Genomic DNA, 19215 nt, shown 5'->3' on the forward strand with positions numbered 1-19215 from the left:
CTCAGCCGCTACCGCCGGGGTGCCATCAGGGCACCCCGGCCCCTTCTCCAGCCGCTTTGCTCGCCAGGGCGGCTGGAGAAGGGGCCGACACGAACAATCACAACTGGGGCGGCGGCAGGTGAGGCAAGCACTCGTGTCATGACACTTTGGGAGAAAGATCATGGGGGAGCGTCCACGCAATTGGCGCAAAATCACCATCCTGGGGGCATCGTTGGGTGCCGCCGTGCTCTTCTTCGTTGCCGGCATCATCTTCTGGGGCGGCTTCAATACCGTGATGGAGGCGACCAACAGCTACAAGTTCTGTACCACCTCCTGCCATGAGATGAGCTGGGTCCACGAGGAGTACCAGGAGCGACCGCACTACCAGAACGCCACCGGCGTGGGCGCGATCTGTTCGGACTGCCACGTGCCCGACGCCTGGGGGCCCAAGATGATTCGCAAGATCCAGGCCAGCCGCGAGGTGTGGCACTGGATGCTGGGCTCGATCGATACCCAGGAGGAGTTCGAGGCCAAGCGTCTTCATCTGGCCGAGAACGTATGGCGCTCGATGCTGCGCACTGATTCGCGCGAGTGTCGCAACTGTCATGACTGGTCGGCGATGGACCTAGAGCAGCAGGCTGCCCGGGCCTCGCGCGAGCATGCCCGCGCCTTCGAGCAGGGCATGACCTGCATCGAGTGTCACCAGGGCATTGCGCATCAGCTGCCCGAGGCTTGGGACGAGTCGCCGGTCTGGGCGGGTCGCTTCGATGCCGTGGACGAGGCGACTGAGACCGAAGAGAGCGAGGTGCCGCTGGAGACGGAAGATCTGGGCGAAGCCGCGACGGTCAGTGAGAACCTCGCTGCCTCGCTCGACTGGGAGGCGGTGCCGGCCACCGATCTGACGCTGTTCCTGCCGGGCCAGGCGTCCATCGAGTGGATTCAGGACGGCAGCGAGCATGGCGGCGGCAGGGCGGTCAAGTTCGGCGACCGCTGCCTGTGGTGCCACCAGGGCGAGGAAGCCGATATCGGTGCCATGGCCGTTGCCGGCGAGAAGATCGAGACCTTCGACCTGGGCGACAAGCGCGGCCACGTGCCGATGAGCGTCAAGGCCGCCTTCGACGATGAATACCTCTACATGCAATTCCAGTGGGAGGCCGGCGAGCATGCCCCGCTGCCCTTCGTCGAGGGTGGCATGATGGATCCGGAAAACCCCTTCAAGCTGACCGTGGGTCTCTCCGACGGACGCGTCGAGCTGGCAGAGCAGGGGGGCTGCTGGGCAAGCTGTCACCACGATTCCGCCTACATGCCGGATGCGCCCGAGGCAGAGGCGCTGGCGGCGAGCGAACTCGCTGAGCGGCTCGACTTCATGAGCGGCAACGGGGTGACCAAGTACCTTGCCGAGAGCCGTACCGACATCGAGATTAAGGGACGTCGTGGCGCGGCCCGCGGCGGCTGGGACAAGCTCAAGGAGGAGGCAGAGATCCAGGAGCTGCTCGATGCCGGCGTCTATCTCGACCTGGCGCGCTACAGCAGCGGCGACGGCAGCGTCGAGTCGGGTTATGTCCTTGACGAGCGTCACTTCAGCGACAGCCAGGCCATCGCCTTCAGTGCCGAGGAGCAGGACGGCGTATGGACCGCCTACCTGACCCGAGCGCTCAAGACCGGCACCGAGGGCGACAAGCCGCTCGACCTGGGGAGTCTCTACAGCCTCAATCTGGCGCTGCACGACGACCATGCCGACTCGCGCTTCCACCATGTCTCCTTCCAGTACGGCCTGGCCTTCGGCGTCGAGAATCCGGACGAGGCCTTCGGCGAGGACATGGTGGAAATCAATGCCACGCGAGTCTCTCCCTGAGGTCCCGCTGGGAAGGAGGTTGCGACATGAACAAGCGATATCGTCGACCGAACATGAGCCTCCTGATCGCCGCCCTGCTGAGCGGGGCGGTACAGGCCGCCGATGCCGTGGTCGAAGTGGAAATGCGCGACTACGGCTTTCACCCCGCCGAGCTCGAGGTGGAGGCCGGCACCACGGTGCGCTGGGTCAACGCCGAGAAGCGCACCAGCCACGATGTCTACTTCGCCGACGAGGACTTGGGCTCGCCGCGGCTGTTTCCCGAAGAGTACTGGGAGCGCACCTTCGATGAACCCGGCACTTATCCCTACCACTGCCGCCCGCACGAGCGGCGCGACATGGAGGGGGTAATCACGGTGGTGCCGACCGAATGATCAGCAACAAATCGCCATTCGCTGCGAGCGCCGGCGTGACCGGTGGCTCCAGCCATTCAATGCTGGAGGAGCGACAATGAGACGATACACCCAAGCGTCGACCTGGCTCGTCGGCAGCCTGGCGACGGTGATGTTCACGGCGGCCCTGGCGGCGGAAGGGCCGACGGGCTACCGCAGCGCCGAGTTCGGCATGTCACATCAGGAGGTGATGGCCCGGCTTGCGGCCGATGGGGTGTCCGAGGTCGAAGTGCACGAAACGGCTGAGGGCGATCTGCTCGTCGACGGTGCGTTGCAGGTGCCCAACGAGCCAGTCACTGACCTGCGCTACGTCTTTCCGGACGGCAGCGATCAGTTGGCTCTGGTGGTAGCCTTTCATCCCGAGGTGGCCCAGCGCGAGCGAATCATTGAGGAACTCGCGGCCGAGTATGGCGAGCCGTGGAAGGAAGAGATGGCCGCCTGGTGGTTCGAACAGCTCGCCGGAGACATGCCTGAGACACCGCAAAGCTTGGAAGTCTGGGGCGGTGAGGGACAAGGGACGTCTCAGCGCGGGCGCTTCGTGCGGCTGTGGACCTTTGACGACTACCTGTCGGTGGAGTACCTCGATACCCAAGGGTTTCGCTGAGAGCCGTAGCACAACTCGATGGCCGCCTGCCGGCGGCCATGCCGATGGACAGCGTTCAGCCAGTAGCGCTGCGCTCGATCAGGCCCAGAAAGGGTGTCAGCGTAAGCGCCAGCATGGCCAGTACCGCCAGCGCCACCAGCAGCAGTTGCACGGGATGGTGGCGTAGGCGTTGCCACAGGGTCGGGGACTGGCCGCGCTCGGCCATCTCGGCATGCTCACGCCGTACGCGCGTTTGCCGCTCGGCCTGGTAGCACTCGAGCACCTCGCGTGCTGCCTCCAACTGCGCGGAGTCACGCAGCCAGATGGCATCAACTCCCAGGCGCCAGAAGCCGGCCTGGGTCTCATAAGTATCGAAGCCGTGCTCGTCGAGCAGTCGGCGCACTTCCCAGGCTTCCTCCTCGGTGACGTTGGCCAGCCGAAACAGCAGCGTCGCCATCAGCCGGCCGCCTCGCACAGTCGTTCGGCACGGGCAATGGCCGCATCGGCACCCTCGAGGACGAAGCTCATGAACCAGTAGTCCTCATTGCCACGATCGAAGCGCAGGCGCAGCGTCTCGCCCCTGCGCATCTCGTCGAGCAGCAGCGTCTGGTTGTCGAGATAGAAGTTGACGTAAAAGCCGCGGTCACCGCGCTGGGTGATGAACTCCGCCATACCGTTGTGGATGGTCTCGTGATCCACTCGCAGGTCGCCGGGCACCAGGTTGGCCACGCGGCTCTCGGGCTGGTGCTTTTCCAGCTCGACGCGCACCTCGAGCCATGGCAGGTCGCACACGCCGGCGGTGTAGTTGACGCTCAGGATCGAGTCGCTGTAGCTGGTCTGCTCGAGGGCGCGAAAGTGGCGCTCGTCACCCAGCGATAGCACCACGGAGTGCCAGCTGTCATGCTGCTCGGCATCGCTGACGTTGTAGTTGGTGGCTGCGACAGGCCCGGCCAGGGCCAGGCCAGCTAGCGTGGAAGCGAGCAGGGCGGAAAAACGCATGCGGGATCCTCGAGAAGCGATGCGCCCGAGCCTAGCACGCCGTGTGGCGGCTGTCCCGCGGGGCTCAGTGTGCCCCGCTGGTGTCGTGCATATCGGCGTGCCCACTGGCGTGATCTGTCATGCTGGCCATAGTGTCGCCGCCACCCAGCTCGCCGCGGCTCAGACGGGCCAGCAGCTCTAGGTCGATGTCGTCGAAGGCGTAGAGCTTGCCGCCGTGGGTCTCGGCGAAGACTTCGGCATGATGGCGCTGCTTGAAAGAGGCCAGGGTGTGGCCCATGGAGCCGCGTTGATCGTGACCCGCCACGTACCACGCCTCGCTGGCCAGTACGAAGGCGTCGTCGGACGGCGTGGCCCAGGGTGCTACTGCGACATCGTGCACATAGGCATGGGAGAGGCGCGTCTCGTTCTCCGGCTGGCGTAGGAAGGCGAACAGCTCTGCCGTGGAGCAGAACTTGAGCGCCGAAGTGCTCTTGTCCAGGAAAGCCTGCCCTTTGGGGCCGGGGTGCTCGTCGATCAGCATGCCGCAGACGTGACAGCTGTCGCCGGACTCGATGGGCTCGGCGGCGGCCAGGGCGGTCGTCTCCGGCTCGCCGCAGCCGGCGAGCAGCAGCGACAGCAGGATCAGGGGGAGTAGCAGGAAACGGGGCATATCGATCACTCCGAAAGAAAGGCGGCCTCAAGCCGAACGATGGCGAAAGCGCAGCAGCGCCAGGCCCAGGGGCACCAGGACCCAGGCCGTCAGCAGTGGCAGCAGCACGGCAGGACGGAAGGCGCCGCCCTCGGCAATGGAGGTCAGGCCGGTATAGCTGCGCGCCGCCTCGAAGCCGGCCAGGTTGATCAGGCGGAACAGCTCGGTGGGGTTGAGCAGCAGCAGCCAGGGCAGCCACTCCCCGCCCTGCTTGACGCTGACCAGCAGCGCCAACAGGCCCAGGTCGAACACCAGCACGAACAGGAACCACACCACCAGCGCCAGGCCGGCGGCGCGGGCCTTCTCGCTCACCCACACGCTGATCAGGTAGGCGAAGGCGATGAAGACCCAGCCCAGCAGCACGCTGCTGGCGATCAGCAGGCCCATGCCGGCGGCCAGTTCGCCCAGCGCCACGCCTTCGGCCCCCACGGCGATCACCACACCGGCAATGCCGAAGCCGAGAGCCGTGGCGCTGCCCAGAATCAGGCCGTGACCGAGGAACTTGCCCAGCAGCAGCGAGGTGCGGCTGACCGGATAGGTGAGCAGCAGCAGCAGGGTGCCCGCTTCCTGCTCGCCGACTACGGCGTCGTAAGCCAGCAGCAGAGCGATCAGCGGTATCAGGAAGACCGCCAGGGTGGCGAGGCTGACCAGCGTGGTGGCCAGCGAGGTGAAGCCCAGTCCGCCACTGGCCGCCGCGCCGAACCAGGCGATGCCCACGGCGAGCAAGGCCAGCACCAGCGTGATGGCCAGCACCCAGCGGTTGCGCATGCCGTCGCGGAACTCCTTGCCGGCGAGTGTCAGGATGGCGTTCATCGAGCCTCTCCTTGCGCGGGGGCGAGCCCGGCGGAGAAATGGGTGTAGAGGTGCTCCAGGGTAGGCGGCAGCAGCTCGATGTCCTCGACCCCGGGGTGCGTGGAGAGATGGCGCAGCACGGCGAGCTTGGCGTCGGCGGGAACCGAAAGCGACACCTCATGACCGTTGAGCGGCCGGGCCTGGATGCGCGTGTCGTTCCAGGGCCGTTGCCAGTCATCACCCTCCAATCGGCCGCGGGCACGAATGGTCATCGGCAGTGCGGCTTCGGCGCGCAGGGTCTCGAGGCTGCCGAGTGCCAGGCGCCGGCCGCCACCCAGGATAAGCGCGCGGTCGATATAGGGCTCCACACCCGGCAGCACGTGGGAAGAGAGCAGTACCGTACAGCCGCGCTCGCGCAGGCTGCGTACCGTCTCGTAGAAGTCGCGGGTGGCGGCGGGGTCGAGCCCGGTGGTGGGCTCGTCGAGCAGGAGCAGACGCGGCTCGCCGAGCAGCGCCTGGGCCAGACCGAGGCGCTGGCGCATGCCCTTGGAGTAGGTCTTGACGCGCCGCTTGGCCGCCGCACCCAGGCCGACCTGCTCGAGCAGCGCGGCGACCTGGCGGCGGTCGACGCGCTTGAGCCGGGCGAAAAACTCCAATACCTCGCGGCCGCTGAGTTGTTCGTAGAAGCTGACGTTCTCGGGCAGGTAGCCCAGACGTCGGCGCAGCGTCTCGGCATGAGCGCCGTCGGGGGCGCCGCCGAGTACCGAGATCGAGCCTTCGCTGGGCGAGAGCAGCCCCAGGATCAGCTTCATGGTAGTGGTCTTGCCGGCGCCATTGTGGCCGAGCAGGGCGAGGACCTCGCCCTCGCTGACCCTGAGGTCGAGGGCGTCGAGGCGCACCACGTCGCCGTCGCGCCGGGTCACGCCGTGGAATTCGATCACCGCGGTCATGGGTCGGTGTCTCCGAAGTCGGGTTCTGTCATCAGGGGGGCGCTGTCCTTCACGCCCTGGGGGCGGAAGACGGGGAACTGGCGCTGCACCCAGCGCAGGGTCAGCACCGCGGGGCTGTGCATTAGCAGCCGCGCGACGGGGTAGCGCCACAGCAGGCGGTCCATGGCGTCGTTGGGCTCGTAGGGCGTGTCGCCCAAGCCGTCCCCGGCCAGGTCCCAGCCCAGGTAGTCGCTCCAGTAGTTGCCGCGGCCCTCCTCCGACCACTCCTGGGTGCGCGTGGCGACGTACATCACCTGCTGGCGGTTGTCGACGAAGGCGTTGCCCACCACGCGGTTGTCCTCGGAGCCGGCGGTGAGGTGGATGCCGATGTCGCTGTCGGCCAGGCGGTTGCCCTCGAAGCGGTTGAACTGGGCGTTGTAGACGAACAGCGCCTTGCCTTCGGCGCCGCTCACCATTCCCTCTCCGCTGGCATTGAGCGGTTGGCGCACGCCGCTGATGCGATTGCCACGCAGCGTGGAGTAGGTGATGTTGTTCATCAGGATGCCGTAGTTGAGGTCGCCCTCGGAGCGGTTGTCGACCACCGTCAGGTGACGCGACTGCATCAGCGCGTAGCCGGTGCGGGTGTTGCGGGTCAGGTTCCCTTCCAAGCGATTGTCATGGGCGTACATGTAGTGCACGCCGTAGCGCAGATCCTGCATGCTGTTGCCGCGCAGCAGGCTCTGGCTGCTGGTGTCGATGTAGATGCCGTCGCGCACCTCGCGGATCTCGTTGCCCTCCACCCGCACGTCGCGCACGTTGTACAGATGTATGCCGTTGCCGCGATCCTGCGAGCGCAGCGAGGTGTCGCCGCGAATGACGTTGTCCAGCACGGCCACGTCATTCACCGAGTCGAGGCGAATGCCGAAGCCGGGGCCTTCGAGGTGCGAATGACGGATGACGCTGCCGGTGGCGGTGTGCTCCACCAGGATGCCGCTGTCCATGGCGGTGAGGTCGCGGCCCCAGTTCTCGACGGTGAGGCCGTCGATCACGCTGCCGGGGGCTTCGAGGACCACGCCGTGGCCGCTGCCGCCGGCATCGATCACGGCGCCGGGCTCGGCTTCGACGGTGAGCGAGCGGTCGAGCTTGAGCGGGCCGGGATAGCGGCCCGCGGGCAATAGCAGGCGATCGCCGTCGCTGGCTCGTTCGACCAGCGGCTGCAGTGATTCGCCCGGGCTAGCGCGCCAGTCGGCGGCCAGCGCTCCGCCCGGCATGGCCAACCAGGCAGTCAGAATCAGGATCAGGACGCCGAGAGTCGGTCGTCGGGTCATACGTTTCTCCAGAACTAAAGGGTGGGCCAGGACCAGGCTCTCTTCAGCCTGATCCCGACTCCCTTCAGACACTCAGAAGGCTATCAGGCCTTCTCGACCAGCATGCGGCCGGTCATTTCCATGTGCATGGCGTGGCAGAACCAGTTGCAGTAGTACCAGTGTACGCCGGGCTTGTCGGCGACGAAGGTGACGCTGGCGGTCTGCTGCGGACCGATCTCCATCTGCGCGCCGTGGTTGACCATGCAGAAGCCGTGGGTCAGGTCTTCGACCTGGTCGAGGTTGGTGATCACCACGGTGACCTCGTCGCCCTGCTTGACCTTGAATTCGGTCAGGCCGAACGTCGGCGCCACGGAGGTCATGTAGACACGCACCTTGTTGCCGTCGCGCACCACCTTGTTCTCGCGCTCGAGAACGACACCATCGGCCTCGGCCATGGCGACCGTCTCGGCGAAGAAGGGGTCGTCCCGCTGCCACAGGCGTACCGGGTTGATCTGGTCGGCCCGAACCAGGATGCAGTCGTGCGGCTCGGCATAGGTCGGGCCGTCGTGCACCAGCTTCATCTCGTCGCCGCTGATGTCGATCAGCTGGTCGTTCTCGGGGCGCAGCGGGCCCACCGGCAGGAAGCGGTCCTTGGAGAACTTGCACAGCACTACCAGCCACTTGCCGTCGGCATCGCGCGACTCGGTGAGACTGGCGTGGTTGTGGCCGGGCTGGTAGTGCACGTCCAGCTTCTGGCGGATGTAGTTCACCTCTTCGCCGTTGTAGTGGCGAATGGCGTCCTCGATGTTCCACTTGGCCACCTGGCTGTCGATGAACAGCGTGGTGTAGGCATAGCCGCGACCGTCGAAGGTGGTGTGAAGCGGCCCCAGGCCAAGCTCGGGCTCGCCGACCACGGTGTCGCGCGGCTCGATGGCGTCGTCGAACAGCTCGGGCAGCTTGTCGATGGCGATGATGGTCACGGTCGGCGACAGCTTGCCGTTGGCCATGAAGTACTTGCCGTCCGGCGAGGTGTTCAGGCCGTGCGGGTTCTTGGGTACCGGGATGTAGCGGGTCAGCTGCGAGCCCTTACGGCCGTCGAGCACCGGCACCGGGGAGTCGCCCAGGGTCTCGTACTCACCGGCGGCGACGGCGGCCTCGATCGCCTCGACGTCGAACACCACCACCCAGTCGCGCTCGGCGCTCATGGTCTCGGAGAGGGTCACGCCCTTCTCGGAGTTGTAGCAGGTGGAAGCGACGAAGCGTCCGGTGTAGTCGGCGTCGGTGTTGTCGAGGTTGCCGTCGACGATCACCTGCCAGGCCACGTCCATGCTCTCCGCGTCCACCGCGTTGAACATGGTCCAGTAGTTCTCCGGGTTCTCCAGGTCGCGGCCGTCGTTGATCTGCGGGATCGGCATCTCGGCGTTGCAGAACACATACTTGGTGTGGGGCACCTTCTGCAGGCGCAGGCCGTGGATCGCCTGGACGTTGGGAATGGTGGTGATCTTGTCCGTCTTCATGATGTCGAGACGGATGCGGGCTACGCGGGTGTTGGCCTTGTCGTTGATGAACAGGTACTTGCCGTCGTAGCGGCCGTCGGTCATCGAGACGTGCGGGTGATGGCTGTCGCCGTTGAGGAAGCGCGCGGACTCGCCGAGGATGCGCTTGGACTCGTTGCTGATGCCCCAGCCCGTGGCGCTGTCGGTGTTGAATACCGGAATGCGCATCAGCTCGCGCATGGAGGGCACGCCCAGCACGCGTACCTCGCCGGAGTGACCGCCGCTCCAGAAACCGTAGTACTCGTCGAGTTCGCCCGGCGCCACGCTGCCTTCAGCGACGCCGGCGGCCTGGGCCTGGCGGCTGCTCATCAGCGCTCCGGCGCCGAAGCCGCTGGCCAGGCCGGCCCCGGCGACGCCGGTTACCGCGCTGTTGCGCAGGAAGTGCCGGCGACCGAGGTTCTCGATCTGCTTCTTGTCACTCATGGTTCAGTCCTCTTGGTGGGTCGGAATACGCTGCAGCCGGTCGACGGCGTTGGCGGGTTCGTGGATCTCGACGCGGCCCTTGCCGCCCGACACGCGCGCCGCCTTCTCGTAGCGCTTGCGCCGCTTGATCATCGGCGGGCAGCGGCGGTCATCGTGGTAGGTGATCTGGCAGTCGAGACAGTAGTGGCACTCGTTGGCATTGATGCGGCCGTCGGGATGGATGGCGGCCACTTCACATTCGTTGGCGCAGATCTGGCAGGGCGTGCCGCAGCTGCCACGATGGCGCTTGAGCCAGTCGAACAGGCGCAGGCGGGCGGGAATGGCGAGCCCCGCGCCCAGCGGGCAGACGTAGCGGCAGTAGGCCTTGTGGGTGAAGGCCGAGATCGCGACCAGGCCCAAGGCATAGAGCAAAAAGCCCCATTCGCGCTGGAAGCGCAGGGTGATGGCGGTCTTGAACGGTTCCACCTCGGCGTAGCGCTCGGCCTGCCCCAACGAGTGCAGCGAGACGGCGAACAGCGCCAGCAGGATGATGTACTTGATCGCCCACAGGCGTTCATGCAGGCCGAAGGGCAGTTCGTACTGCTTGACGCCCAGCTTGCGCGCGGCCTTGTTGACCAGATCCTGCAGCGCGCCGAACGGACACAGCCAGCCGCAGAACACGCCTCGACCCCACAGCAGCAGGCTCACCGCCACGAACGACCAGAGAATGAACAGCATCGGGTCGATCAGGAACGATTCCCAACTGAAGCCGTTGATCAGCGAGTTGGTGAAGGTCAGGACATTGACCACCGAGAGCTGGGCCAGCGAGTACCAGCCGATGAAGACCAGGGTGTAGACCAGGAAGCCCAGGCGCAGCGGACCCATGATGCGGGGATAGCGCACCAGCACGTCCTGGAACAGCATGATGCCGGTGAGCACGACCAGGCCGGCGCCGAGCACGGCGATCTGGAACGCCTTGTCGCGCCATACCTGGACCCAGATCGGCTCTTCCTTGGGCGGTTCGGGTCGTTCGATATAGGCCTCGGGGACGCTGTAGTCGGCGCTGAAGCGGCTGAACTCGGTATCCAGCGGACCGGAGGCACGGCGCACCAGCAGCTCAAGCTGCCACGGCCGGCCCGGATCGAAGGCCGCCGTATCTCGCACGATGAAGATGTCACGCTCGGCGAAGTCGGGCGCACCCTCGATCGACAGGTTGCCCAGGCGGATGTGGTCGCGGTCGTGGAAGCTGACGGTGGTGTTGCCCTGGCTGAGCTCCAGGCGATCGAAGATACCGCCGCGCACGTAGCCCGAGCCCTTGAACGAATAGTCGCCGCGGCCCATCACCGCGATGGCATGCTCGCCCTCGTCGAGCTCGTCCATCAGCTGCTCGTAGACGTTGTCGCCGAGCAGGTTGCGGCCGGCGGTAGGCGGGTTGAGGTAGGTGTAGAACAGCTCGATGAAGGTGCGATCCGCCGGTTGCGGCGTATGCAGGTAGTTTTCGGCGGGCGTGCCGACGAAGGTCTCATCCACTTCGCCGTGGGTCAGCTGGAAGCGGCGGATGGTGCCGTCGCCGGTGAGGGTTTCCCAGTCGGCAGGGGCATAGACGTCCTCAAGCACCCGCGCCGGCGGCGCGGCGGAGGGATCGGCGATCAGCCCCTGCTCGGCGGCCACCTGGCGCGCGGCGCGCAGGATGGTATCGCTGACCACGATGACGGTAACGGTGGCGCCGGAGATGGCGTCGAGGTTGTCACCAACCTTGAGCCGGTCGTTGACGTGAGCGCCCACGTGCGCATCGGCGAAGCCCTCCAGCTTCGCCTCGGGAATACCCACCAGCATGATGGGCTCCTCGTGGCCGAGGATGTCGGCCAGGACGATGCGGCCCTCCAGATCGATGCCCACCAGCAGGTTGACCGGCTTACCCGAATAGGCAGGAATCGGGGCGATATCGACGCTCTCGAAGACGTAGCCCAGCGGCTCGCCTGCAGAGTTCTCCACTGACCTGACCGCAAGGCTGCCCTCGGCTTCGCTCAGCCGGGCCGCCTCGGGAAAACCGGGGCGAACCTGCTCCAGCTCGATAGCCAGGGCCGGCAGGGTGAACAGCAGTACCAGCAGACCGACCAGCCAAGTCGCGGGCATGTTAGCGTGGCGCCGGTGAAACATGGGCGATCCTCGTTACCGTACCTGCTAGCACCGGTGAGAAAGGGGTGAGTCAAACAGGTATTGGAAATATTTCTTTAAGCGTTGGTCCTATCATGCCAGCCCTCCAGGGCATGGGAATTGACATGCGTCATGACCGAAGTAACCAGTGCGGGCGCCGTGGGAGTAACCCAGAAGAGGTAGGAGTCGCGAGCTGCATGACCGCAGGCATGGCAGCGGCCGGGCGAGAGGAAGAGGCGGGAGGCTTGCGAAGAGAGAAACGACGGAGGCGCCATGCCGCTGCCGCGGCATGGCGCCTGTTATTCCAGCGCGGAGCGTCTCCGCCTGGTTGGGGAGTCGGTGGGCTTACATTACCGGTTCGACCATGAAGTCGACGGCGGCCTTCACTTCCTCGTCGCTCAGGCCCATCTGGCCTCCCTTGGGCGGCATGGCGTTGAAGCCTTCGATGGCGTGGGTGTAGAGCGTGTCGATGCCTTTCTCCACGCGCGGTGCCCAGGCGTCGGCGTCGCCACGGATCGGCGCGCCGGCAGCGCCGGTCATATGGCAGGCCATGCAGGCCTGGTTGTAGACGGCTTCGCCGTCGGCGTTCGCCTGGACGGTTGCGGTGAAGGCCAGGGTAGAGGCGCCTGCTAGCAGGGCGGCGGCAACTAATTTCATGGTGTTCTCCATCTAATGCTAATCCACGGGGTGGCAGTGCACGTTGTAGTGAAGCAGTCTCTTCTCGGTTCGCTACTGCGCAGCGAGCCGGGTACTGGCTTCGATGGTATGCCGGAATGAGTCCGGCCAAACTGATCTGGGCCAAGAGGCATGAGAAAACTAGGCCTCCTTGGCCGGAATCTGCATCAAGCGAGCAAGCTGTGGCTGACGCTTGCCTAGCATGTCGGCCAACGTATATTGGTCCAGGACGCCCATGAAAGCACCCATGGCTTCGTTGAGAATCGGCTTGAGCCGGCAGGCCGGGGTAATGATGCAATCGTTGCTGTCGCGAAAGCATTCCACCAGGCCGAGCTCATGTTCGGTGTCACGTACCAATCCGCCCAGGGTTATCGCTTCGGGGGGGCGATTGAGCAACAGGCCGCCGTTCTTGCCGCGGATGGTGGTGATGTAGCCACGGTGACTGAGGTCTTGTACGACTTTCATCAAGTGATTGCGCGAGACGCCGAAGCTTTCCGCTATCTCATGGATCGTGGAGCGCTCCTCGCCCTTGACGGCGAGATAGATGAGCACGCGCAGCGCATAGTCGGTATAGCGGGTCAGGTGCATGGTAGGTCCGGCATTGGCTTGATAAGCATCAATTGGAGTACCCTAAAACCTTCTTATCATAGCAGTGCTCGCCGTATGGCGTTCTCTGCCCGAGGGTGCGGCATCGGGTCGCGTCCAGACGAAAGCGGTCACGCAGCAGAAGATCGCAGCCGTCGCGGCCAGTACATGGATAGGCATACCGCTCAGCCATAGTACCAGCCAACTCAGGGCGAGCAGTATCGCCGCCATTCGCTTGGCGTGTCGGGGTATGGCACGCTGATTCTGCCAGGCCTTCAGGATAGGACCCAACCGCGGGTGGTGACACAACCAGCGCGCCAGGCGCGGCGAGCCTTTGGGTGCCGCCCAGGCTGCCAACAGCAGGAAGGGCGTGGTCGGCAGTAGCGGCAATACAGCCCCGGCGGCCCCCAGGCCGATGCAGCCATAGGCCAGGGTGCGCCAGGCCAGGCGAATCGCTTCTTCTCTCATGGCCACCTCGCGACGGTGTTCAACGCGCCTTCTAAGTAGTATTTTATATACATGTTTAAAGCCCTTGCCAAGCCCGCCAACGATGCGGCCGGTGCCGAGCCCCTTCGTCTGGCCGCCTGGCGCTGGCTCTTTCCGCTGGCGGCGCTGCACGCTGCCTTGATGGTGCCGCTCTCCTTGTTGGCGCTTTTCCACGGCTGGGCGCCGCTGCAGCTGGCCTCGCCGGCCGCCCATGCCCGCGAGATGCTGTTCGGTTTTGCCCTGGCGATCATTGCCGGTTACCTGCTGGGACCCCAGCCAAGGCGGCAACTGCTCCTGCTGGTGTCGCTGTGGCTGGTAGGGCGGCTGGGCGTGTTGGACTGGCCCGGAACGGTCGTGGCCTCGTTGGCCGACGCGGTCTTCGCCGTGTGGGTGGCCTCGCGACTGGTGCCGCGCTTCATTGCCGCCAAGAAGTGGCGCAACCGGCTACTCTCGCCGCTGCTGGGCATGCTCTGCCTGTTGGCCGTGGTAACCCTGACCTGGCGTTATCTCGATGGCATGCCGAGCACGGCGCCGCTGATGCACCAGAGCGTACTGTGGCTGGAGCTATTGATGACCTTCATGGGGGGGCGCGTCATCGCGCCGGCGGTCAACGGCCACCTGACGAAAACTTCCCGCCAGGCACGGGCCGGCGTGCAGCCCAATGTCGAGGGGGCGCTGATCGTGCTGCTGGGGCTGGCGGCCTTCCTGGCACCATGGGAGGCGTTGCATCCCGTGGCAGCCCTGCTCACGCTGGCGGGGGGAGTGCTGGTGCTGTGGCGTATCCGCGGATGGCAGCCGATGAAGTGTCGCGACAGGCCGGACCTGCAGATGCTGATGCTGGGCTACGCCTGGCTCGCCATCGGGCTCATTCTTCTGGCCTATCGCTGGTGGGCGCCGGAGCATGCCAGCACGGCGCTGCACGCCTTTACCGTGGGAGCCTTGGGCACGCTTGCCAGTGGCATCATGCTGCGTCACGTAATCCTGCGGGCGAAGCGGCGCCCCGAACAGGAACCAGTATTGCTGCCGTTGGCCGGGCTGTTCGCGGTGGCGGCCGTGCTGCGGCTGTGGGCGGTCGAGGCCGGCAGTGCGGGGCTGACGCTGCTGTGGCTGTCGGCCGCCGCCTGGAGCCTGGGCTGGCTGCTGGTGGCCTGGCGGCTGGCCGCCTGGATCCCCAGGACGCAGCGTGACACGGGCAAACTTGACCCGGGGCAAGAGAGGGGCGAGCTGCCGAGACGACACCGGTAGCCGGTGTCATACTGACGGGCATTGAGCATGGCGTGCTCCATGCCGAGGATTCAAGAGGCTGTTCCGATCATGCAAGACGATCTGTTGTTCGACCGCCCGCTGGTGGAGAAGTACGACCGCCCGGGCCCCCGCTACACCTCCTATCCGACCGCGCCCCAGTTCCATACGGCCTTCGCCGAGGACGACTACCGCGCCGCCGCTGAGCGCAGCAACCGCGTTGCCGCGCCCAAGCCGCTGTCGGTCTACGTGCATATCCCATTCTGCAAGAGCCTGTGCTACTACTGCGCCTGCAACAAGATCATCACCCACAACACCGAGCGCGCGGCCGAATATCTCGACTGGCTGAAGCAGGAGATCCGCGTGCAAGGGGCGCTGTTCGACGAGACGCGGCGCATGACCCAGCTGCACTTGGGCGGCGGCACGCCCACTTACCTGAGCAATGCCCAGCTCGGCGAGCTGATGGCGGCCCTCGACGAGGCCTTCCACTTCGCCGAGCCCGAGGCGCGCGAGTTCTCGCTGGAGGTCGATCCTCGCACGGTCACGCCAGAGCAGATCCATGAGCTGAAAGCGCTCGGCTTCAACCGCCTGAGCTTCGGCGTGCAGGACTTCGACCCCGACGTGCAGAAGGCGGTCAACCGCGTGCAGAGCGAGGAGCAGGTGGTCGAGCTGGTCGCGGCGGCCCGCGAGGCCGGCTTCCAGTCGGTCAGTGTCGATCTGATCTACGGCCTGCCACTGCAGACGGTGGCCAGCTTCGATGCCACCCTGGCGAAGATCATCGCCCTGCGCCCCGACCGCATCGCCGCCTACAGCTACGCCCACCTGCCGGAGCTGTTCAAGGCCCAGCGCCTGATCCGCCCCGAGGACATGCCGCCGCCGGAGCGCAAGTTGGAGCTGCTGGAATTGACCATTCGCCGCCTGACCGCGGCCGGCTACGTCTACATCGGCATGGATCACTTCGCCCTGCCCGACGACGAGCTGAGCTTGGCCAGGGAAAACGGCACCCTGCAGCGCAACTTCCAGGGCTATTCCACCCACGCCGACTGCGACATGATCGGCCTGGGCATCACCTCCATCGGCAAGGTCGGCGACAGCTACAGCCAGAACGTCAAGGAGACCGCCCAGTACCAGGCGCATCTCGAGGCGGGGCGGCTGCCGGTGATGCGCGGCTACCGGCTGAATGACGACGACCGCCTGCGCCGCGACGTGATCAACGCCTTGATGTGCCATGGGCGCATCGATTTCGCCGCCATTGAGGCGCGCCACGACGTCGTTTTCCGCGACTATTTCGCCGATGCGCTCGCACAGCTCGAGGAGATGCAGGCCGACGGCCTGCTGACGATCAGTGACGGCGCGATCGAGGTGCTGCCCGCAGGGCGGCTGATGATGCGCAACATGGCGATGGCCTTCGACGCCTACCTCAAGCCCGAGGAGAACCGCTACTCACGTACGGTTTGACGAGCTTGAGTTGCAGTCAAACAAACGGCGCCCCACGGGGCGCCGTATGCGTTTCGGCGGGTGTGTATAGGAAGCGCAGACAGTTGTGCAGTGCTTCCTCAACTGGCCCGTTCGAACAGCAAGTTGTTCTCCAGATGGATGTGTTCCATCAGGTCCTCACGGAACTCTCGCAGGCCGGTGTAGAGCGCCCGCCAAGTAGTGCAGGCGCCCTTGGGCGGGGTGATGTCATCGGTCAGCCGCATCACTTGCTCGAGGTTCACGCCATGATCGTCGTGCTCGTGGCGCATCACTGCGATCGGCCCCTGGGCCTGCGCACCCATGCCGTTGCGCAGCATGGGGAACAGGATCTGCTCCTCCTTCTGCATGTGGCTCTCCATTTCCTGATAAATCACTAGCAGCAGGTCGGCCAGCCCGTTGGGGCAGCTGTCTCTCTCACCGTGAACCTGCTCGACTCGGCGCGCCATGCGGATCAGCTCGGGGAGTTGCTCACGATGCACGTCGTGATAGCGGGTGAGGATGTGGTCGATCAGCTCGTCGTTGCTGGCTTCGCGCCAGTCGCGCTGCTCGCTGCTGACGGCTGGCAGCGCCTCGAGTTCGGCGACCAGCTTGTCGACATGCAGGCCGGCGCGCTCGGCGGCCTGGCTCAGGCTGATGCGGCCACCACAGCAGAAATCGATGTGATGGGCATGGAAGATACGAGTCGCACCGGGAAGCGATAGGGCGATGCGGCCAACGGTCTGTTCCTGCAGGTTCATACGGCATACCTCATTGAATGTCTCTCAGACAGAGCAATCGCCGTGCCACTTATCTGGGTTTTGTTTATCAATGACTTGCCGTTCAAATGGTAAATTTCACCTTGCTGGAGTAAGGTTATTTTTACCTTCCAGGGTGATAACTACCATGCTTGACGACTCGCTTCTCGCCGACCTTGCCGCCGACCTGCCCAGCGTGGTGCGCCTGCAGCGCCTGGTACGTACCCTGCGTGAGAGCTTCCGCTGCGGCGCGGTATGCCTGCTGCGGTTGCAGGATGACGTGCTGGCGCCGGTGGCGGTGGAGGGTCTGGTACGCGAAGCGCTGGGACGACGCTTCGAGGTGGCTCGCCACCCGCGCCTGGCGGCACTACTCGCCAGCCGCCGCTCGACCCTTTTCCCGTCGGACTCGGCCCTGCCCGACCCCTACGACGGCCTGGTCGAGCAACAGCCGGGGGAGCCGCTCCACGTGCACGACTGCATGGGCATCAGCCTGCATGTCGAAGGTGAGACGTGGGGCGTGCTGACGCTGGACGCCCTGGTGGCTGGTACCTTCGACGAGGCGTCCCGCCTCTTGCTGGAGCGTTATGCGCTGCTGGTCGAGGCAGCCGTGCGGGTTTCGCGCCTAGAGCAGGAGGTGCGCGCGCTGCGCATGGCGCGTCAGGATGCGCTGGCTCATGTCGCAGTGGGAGAGGGCAGTGAGATCCTCGGCCACAGTGCGGTGCTGCAGCGCCTGCTGCATGAGCTCGACGTGGTGGCGGAGTCGGACCTGCCGGTACTGCTGATGGGGGAGACCGGCGTGGGCAAGGAGCTGTTCGCACGGCGCCTGCATCAGCGTTCGCCGCGCCGACAGCAGCCGCTGGTGCAGGTCAACTGCGCAGCGCTGCCCGAGACCCTGGCCGAGAGCGAGCTGTTCGGCCACGTGAAGGGCGCTTTTTCCGGCGCCACGGCGGAGCGGGCGGGACGCTTCGAGGCTGCCGACGGCGGCACCCTGTTCCTCGATGAGGTGGGCGAGCTGCCGCTGCCGATCCAGGCCAAGCTGCTGCGAGCCCTGCAGAACGGCGAGGTGCAGCGCCTGGGGGAGGACACTCCGCGGCGAGTCGATGTGCGCATTATCGCTGCCACCAACCGTCAATTGGCCGAGAGTGTGCGTGACGGCCACTTCCGTGTCGACCTCTATCACCGCCTCTCGGTCTATCCGGTGGTGATCCCGCCGTTGCGCGAGCGCGACAGCGATGTGCTGGTGCTGGCCGGTCACTTCCTCGAGATCAACCGTGCCCGGCTCGGCGTTCGCAGCCTGCGACTCTCCAGCGAAGCCGAGGCGGCGCTGCTGGGCTACCACTGGCCGGGCAACGTGCGTGAGCTCGAGCACGTCATCAGCCGGGCGGCGATCAAGGCGCTGGGTCACGGTGCTCGACGCGACGACATCGTCACCCTGGAACCGGAGTGGCTCGACCTGCCTCATGGCGAAACGTTGAAAGCCGGTCGTGATGCGACCGAACACCCCCATGCTGAGACGAGCACCGGCGAGCCACTGCGCCATCAGGTCGAAGCCGCGCAGCGGCGGGCGATTCGCCAGGCCCTGGCGGTCTGCGACGACAACTGGGCGAATGCCGCCCGGAGGCTTGCCGTTGATCCCAGCAACCTGCACAAGCTGGCGCGTCGCTTGGGGATCAAATAGTTATCGCAATGCAAGGGCTAGCGTTAAAAATATAGTCTAGATGTGGTGCTTGATCCGGACTTCTTGGCTATATATGGTAGCCAAGGCCCCGGTCGGGGGCATTGGCACAGGCTTGACGCATATCAGTGCAGGCGCGCGGCGTCGAGCTTAGGATGATCGGTTTCATGGCCACCTGGCCGCACCGAATCCATGGGTTCGCTCCACTGGAGAGTCGCTATGCTTCCTCTTTCTCTGTCGCGCTTGCCACGCCCCCCGGCCCCGACTCGAATGATTCGTGCCATCGATCCCCGCGTACCGCTTGCGGTGAAGAGACAACTGGTCGAGCCGCTGCTCAACCGCACCTTCGCCGAACCCTTGGCCGAGGGCGAGTTCGACGCGCTCGAGGGGCGGCGCATTGCCCTGCATATCGAGGACCTGGGCGTGGCGCTGACGCTGACCCTCGAAGCGGAGCGCTTCCGGCTCAGCCCGGAGACGGGCGAAGCCACCATCCGTGGCGGCTGGCGCGAGTTCCTGTGCCTGGCGACCCGGCGCGAGGACCCCGACGCGCTGTTCTTCCAGCGTCGGCTGGTGATCGAGGGCGACACGGAGCTCGGGCTGATGGTCAAGAACCTGCTCGATGGTCGCGAGGAGGGGCTGGCCCAGGGACGACTCGGCGAATGGCTGGCGCGCTTCGAACGCATGGCGCGCCGGGAACATTGATTAC

General features: G+C 65.6%; 19 protein-coding genes. 7 read left to right on the plus strand and 12 right to left on the minus strand.

Annotated elements, in window-relative coordinates; genetic code table 11:
- The first annotated feature begins 160 nt into the window (after window positions 1-160).
- The 3 genes from HNO53_RS00635 to HNO53_RS00645 all read left to right on the plus strand — a co-directional run bounded on the left by HNO53_RS00635 (window position 161) and on the right by HNO53_RS00645 (window position 2827).
- Window positions 161-1834, plus strand: a complete 1674-nt coding sequence (locus tag HNO53_RS00635; protein ID WP_242597504.1) for a NapC/NirT family cytochrome c — start codon at window positions 161-163, stop codon at window positions 1832-1834.
- Between the two features lie 26 nt (window positions 1835-1860).
- Complete coding sequence (locus tag HNO53_RS00640; protein WP_209475333.1) at window positions 1861-2205, plus strand: cupredoxin domain-containing protein; 345 nt, start codon at window positions 1861-1863, stop codon at window positions 2203-2205.
- Between the two features lie 76 nt (window positions 2206-2281).
- Complete coding sequence (locus HNO53_RS00645; protein WP_209475335.1) at window positions 2282-2827, plus strand: hypothetical protein; 546 nt, start codon at window positions 2282-2284, stop codon at window positions 2825-2827.
- A gap of 55 nt (window positions 2828-2882) precedes the next feature.
- Here the strand turns inward: HNO53_RS00645 and HNO53_RS00650 are convergent, their stop codons facing one another.
- The 11 genes from HNO53_RS00650 to HNO53_RS00700 all read right to left on the minus strand — a co-directional run bounded on the left by HNO53_RS00650 (window position 2883) and on the right by HNO53_RS00700 (window position 13364).
- On the minus strand, window positions 2883-3263 hold the full coding sequence (locus HNO53_RS00650; protein WP_209475337.1) for a DUF6164 family protein: 381 nt from the start codon (window positions 3261-3263) through the stop codon (window positions 2883-2885).
- Window positions 3263-3805, minus strand: a complete 543-nt coding sequence (locus tag HNO53_RS00655) for a hypothetical protein (protein ID WP_209475338.1) — start codon at window positions 3803-3805, stop codon at window positions 3263-3265. The genes HNO53_RS00650 and HNO53_RS00655 overlap by 1 nt, the downstream gene beginning before the upstream one ends.
- A 64-nt stretch (window positions 3806-3869) precedes the next feature.
- Window positions 3870-4454: a nitrous oxide reductase accessory protein NosL gene (locus HNO53_RS00660; protein WP_209475340.1), complete on the minus strand. Its 585-nt coding sequence runs from the start codon at window positions 4452-4454 to the stop codon at window positions 3870-3872.
- Between the two features lie 27 nt (window positions 4455-4481).
- Window positions 4482-5306, minus strand: a complete 825-nt coding sequence (locus HNO53_RS00665) for an ABC transporter permease (RefSeq protein ID WP_209475342.1) — start codon at window positions 5304-5306, stop codon at window positions 4482-4484.
- On the minus strand, window positions 5303-6235 hold the full coding sequence (locus tag HNO53_RS00670; protein WP_209475344.1) for an ABC transporter ATP-binding protein: 933 nt from the start codon (window positions 6233-6235) through the stop codon (window positions 5303-5305). Before HNO53_RS00670 ends, HNO53_RS00665 begins: the two co-directional genes overlap by 4 nt.
- On the minus strand, window positions 6232-7542 hold the full coding sequence (locus tag HNO53_RS00675; RefSeq protein ID WP_242597505.1) for a nitrous oxide reductase family maturation protein NosD: 1311 nt from the start codon (window positions 7540-7542) through the stop codon (window positions 6232-6234). The genes HNO53_RS00670 and HNO53_RS00675 overlap by 4 nt, the downstream gene beginning before the upstream one ends.
- 83 nt (window positions 7543-7625) lie before the next feature.
- Entirely contained in the window at window positions 7626-9500 is a 1875-nt protein-coding gene (gene nosZ / locus HNO53_RS00680) for a TAT-dependent nitrous-oxide reductase (RefSeq protein ID WP_209475346.1), read from the minus strand.
- A gap of 3 nt (window positions 9501-9503) precedes the next feature.
- The gene (nosR, locus tag HNO53_RS00685) at window positions 9504-11615 is read right to left on the minus strand and encodes a transcriptional regulator NosR (protein ID WP_242597506.1); all 2112 of its coding nucleotides are present in this window, start codon (window positions 11613-11615) and stop codon (window positions 9504-9506) included.
- A gap of 366 nt (window positions 11616-11981) precedes the next feature.
- Window positions 11982-12293, minus strand: coding sequence for a c-type cytochrome (locus tag HNO53_RS00690; RefSeq protein WP_240549332.1), 312 nt, complete (start codon window positions 12291-12293; stop codon window positions 11982-11984).
- A 159-nt stretch (window positions 12294-12452) separates the two neighbouring features.
- Window positions 12453-12899, minus strand: a complete 447-nt coding sequence (locus tag HNO53_RS00695) for an Rrf2 family transcriptional regulator (protein ID WP_209475352.1) — start codon at window positions 12897-12899, stop codon at window positions 12453-12455.
- A 42-nt stretch (window positions 12900-12941) separates the two neighbouring features.
- Window positions 12942-13364 (minus strand): YbaN family protein, encoded by a 423-nt coding sequence (locus HNO53_RS00700; protein ID WP_209475354.1) that lies wholly within the window; start codon window positions 13362-13364, stop codon window positions 12942-12944.
- 51 nt (window positions 13365-13415) lie between these two features.
- Between HNO53_RS00700 and HNO53_RS00705 the strand changes: the two genes are divergently transcribed.
- On the plus strand, window positions 13416-14627 hold the full coding sequence (locus HNO53_RS00705) for an NnrS family protein (protein ID WP_209475356.1): 1212 nt from the start codon (window positions 13416-13418) through the stop codon (window positions 14625-14627).
- A gap of 69 nt (window positions 14628-14696) precedes the next feature.
- A complete protein-coding gene (gene hemN / locus HNO53_RS00710; RefSeq protein ID WP_209475358.1) occupies window positions 14697-16082 on the plus strand; it encodes an oxygen-independent coproporphyrinogen III oxidase in 1386 nt (461 codons plus the stop codon).
- A 98-nt stretch (window positions 16083-16180) separates the two neighbouring features.
- Here the strand turns inward: hemN and ytfE are convergent, their stop codons facing one another.
- Window positions 16181-16837: an iron-sulfur cluster repair protein YtfE gene (ytfE, locus tag HNO53_RS00715; protein ID WP_209475360.1), complete on the minus strand. Its 657-nt coding sequence runs from the start codon at window positions 16835-16837 to the stop codon at window positions 16181-16183.
- A 145-nt stretch (window positions 16838-16982) separates the two neighbouring features.
- On the opposite strand from ytfE, the gene norR reads away from it, so the two are divergent.
- Together norR and ubiT are read left to right on the plus strand one after the other, a co-directional pair.
- Window positions 16983-18512: a nitric oxide reductase transcriptional regulator NorR gene (norR, locus tag HNO53_RS00720; protein ID WP_209475362.1), complete on the plus strand. Its 1530-nt coding sequence runs from the start codon at window positions 16983-16985 to the stop codon at window positions 18510-18512.
- Window positions 18513-18728: 216 nt separating this feature from the next.
- Entirely contained in the window at window positions 18729-19211 is a 483-nt protein-coding gene (gene ubiT, locus HNO53_RS00725) for a ubiquinone anaerobic biosynthesis accessory factor UbiT (protein WP_209475363.1), read from the plus strand.
- The last annotated feature ends 4 nt before the right edge of the window (window positions 19212-19215 follow it).

The sequence above is a fragment of the Billgrantia antri genome (assembly GCF_017868935.1).
GTDB classification, from domain to species: Bacteria; Pseudomonadota; Gammaproteobacteria; order Pseudomonadales; family Halomonadaceae; genus Halomonas; species Halomonas antri.

Excerpts from the sequence above, each read along its gene's own strand:
- ubiT (WP_209475363.1), top strand. The coding sequence starts at position 18,729 with ATGCTTCCTCTTTCTCTGTCGCGCTTGCCACGCCCCCCGGCCCCGACT.
- HNO53_RS00635 (WP_242597504.1), top strand. The coding sequence starts at position 161 with ATGGGGGAGCGTCCACGCAATTGGCGCAAAATCACCATCCTGGGGGCA.
- HNO53_RS00645 (WP_209475335.1), top strand. The coding sequence starts at position 2,282 with ATGAGACGATACACCCAAGCGTCGACCTGGCTCGTCGGCAGCCTGGCG.
- HNO53_RS00650 (WP_209475337.1), bottom strand. The coding sequence starts at position 3,263 with ATGGCGACGCTGCTGTTTCGGCTGGCCAACGTCACCGAGGAGGAAGCC.
- HNO53_RS00705 (WP_209475356.1), top strand. The coding sequence starts at position 13,416 with ATGTTTAAAGCCCTTGCCAAGCCCGCCAACGATGCGGCCGGTGCCGAG.
- HNO53_RS00695 (WP_209475352.1), bottom strand. The coding sequence starts at position 12,899 with ATGCACCTGACCCGCTATACCGACTATGCGCTGCGCGTGCTCATCTAT.
- nosZ (WP_209475346.1), bottom strand. The coding sequence starts at position 9,500 with ATGAGTGACAAGAAGCAGATCGAGAACCTCGGTCGCCGGCACTTCCTG.
- norR (WP_209475362.1), top strand. The coding sequence starts at position 16,983 with ATGCTTGACGACTCGCTTCTCGCCGACCTTGCCGCCGACCTGCCCAGC.
- HNO53_RS00690 (WP_240549332.1), bottom strand. The coding sequence starts at position 12,293 with ATGAAATTAGTTGCCGCCGCCCTGCTAGCAGGCGCCTCTACCCTGGCC.
- HNO53_RS00675 (WP_242597505.1), bottom strand. The coding sequence starts at position 7,542 with ATGACCCGACGACCGACTCTCGGCGTCCTGATCCTGATTCTGACTGCC.
- ytfE (WP_209475360.1), bottom strand. The coding sequence starts at position 16,837 with ATGAACCTGCAGGAACAGACCGTTGGCCGCATCGCCCTATCGCTTCCC.
- HNO53_RS00655 (WP_209475338.1), bottom strand. The coding sequence starts at position 3,805 with ATGCGTTTTTCCGCCCTGCTCGCTTCCACGCTAGCTGGCCTGGCCCTG.
- hemN (WP_209475358.1), top strand. The coding sequence starts at position 14,697 with ATGCAAGACGATCTGTTGTTCGACCGCCCGCTGGTGGAGAAGTACGAC.
- HNO53_RS00665 (WP_209475342.1), bottom strand. The coding sequence starts at position 5,306 with ATGAACGCCATCCTGACACTCGCCGGCAAGGAGTTCCGCGACGGCATG.
- HNO53_RS00660 (WP_209475340.1), bottom strand. The coding sequence starts at position 4,454 with ATGCCCCGTTTCCTGCTACTCCCCCTGATCCTGCTGTCGCTGCTGCTC.
- HNO53_RS00670 (WP_209475344.1), bottom strand. The coding sequence starts at position 6,235 with ATGACCGCGGTGATCGAATTCCACGGCGTGACCCGGCGCGACGGCGAC.
- HNO53_RS00700 (WP_209475354.1), bottom strand. The coding sequence starts at position 13,364 with ATGAGAGAAGAAGCGATTCGCCTGGCCTGGCGCACCCTGGCCTATGGC.
- HNO53_RS00640 (WP_209475333.1), top strand. The coding sequence starts at position 1,861 with ATGAACAAGCGATATCGTCGACCGAACATGAGCCTCCTGATCGCCGCC.
- nosR (WP_242597506.1), bottom strand. The coding sequence starts at position 11,615 with ATGCCCGCGACTTGGCTGGTCGGTCTGCTGGTACTGCTGTTCACCCTG.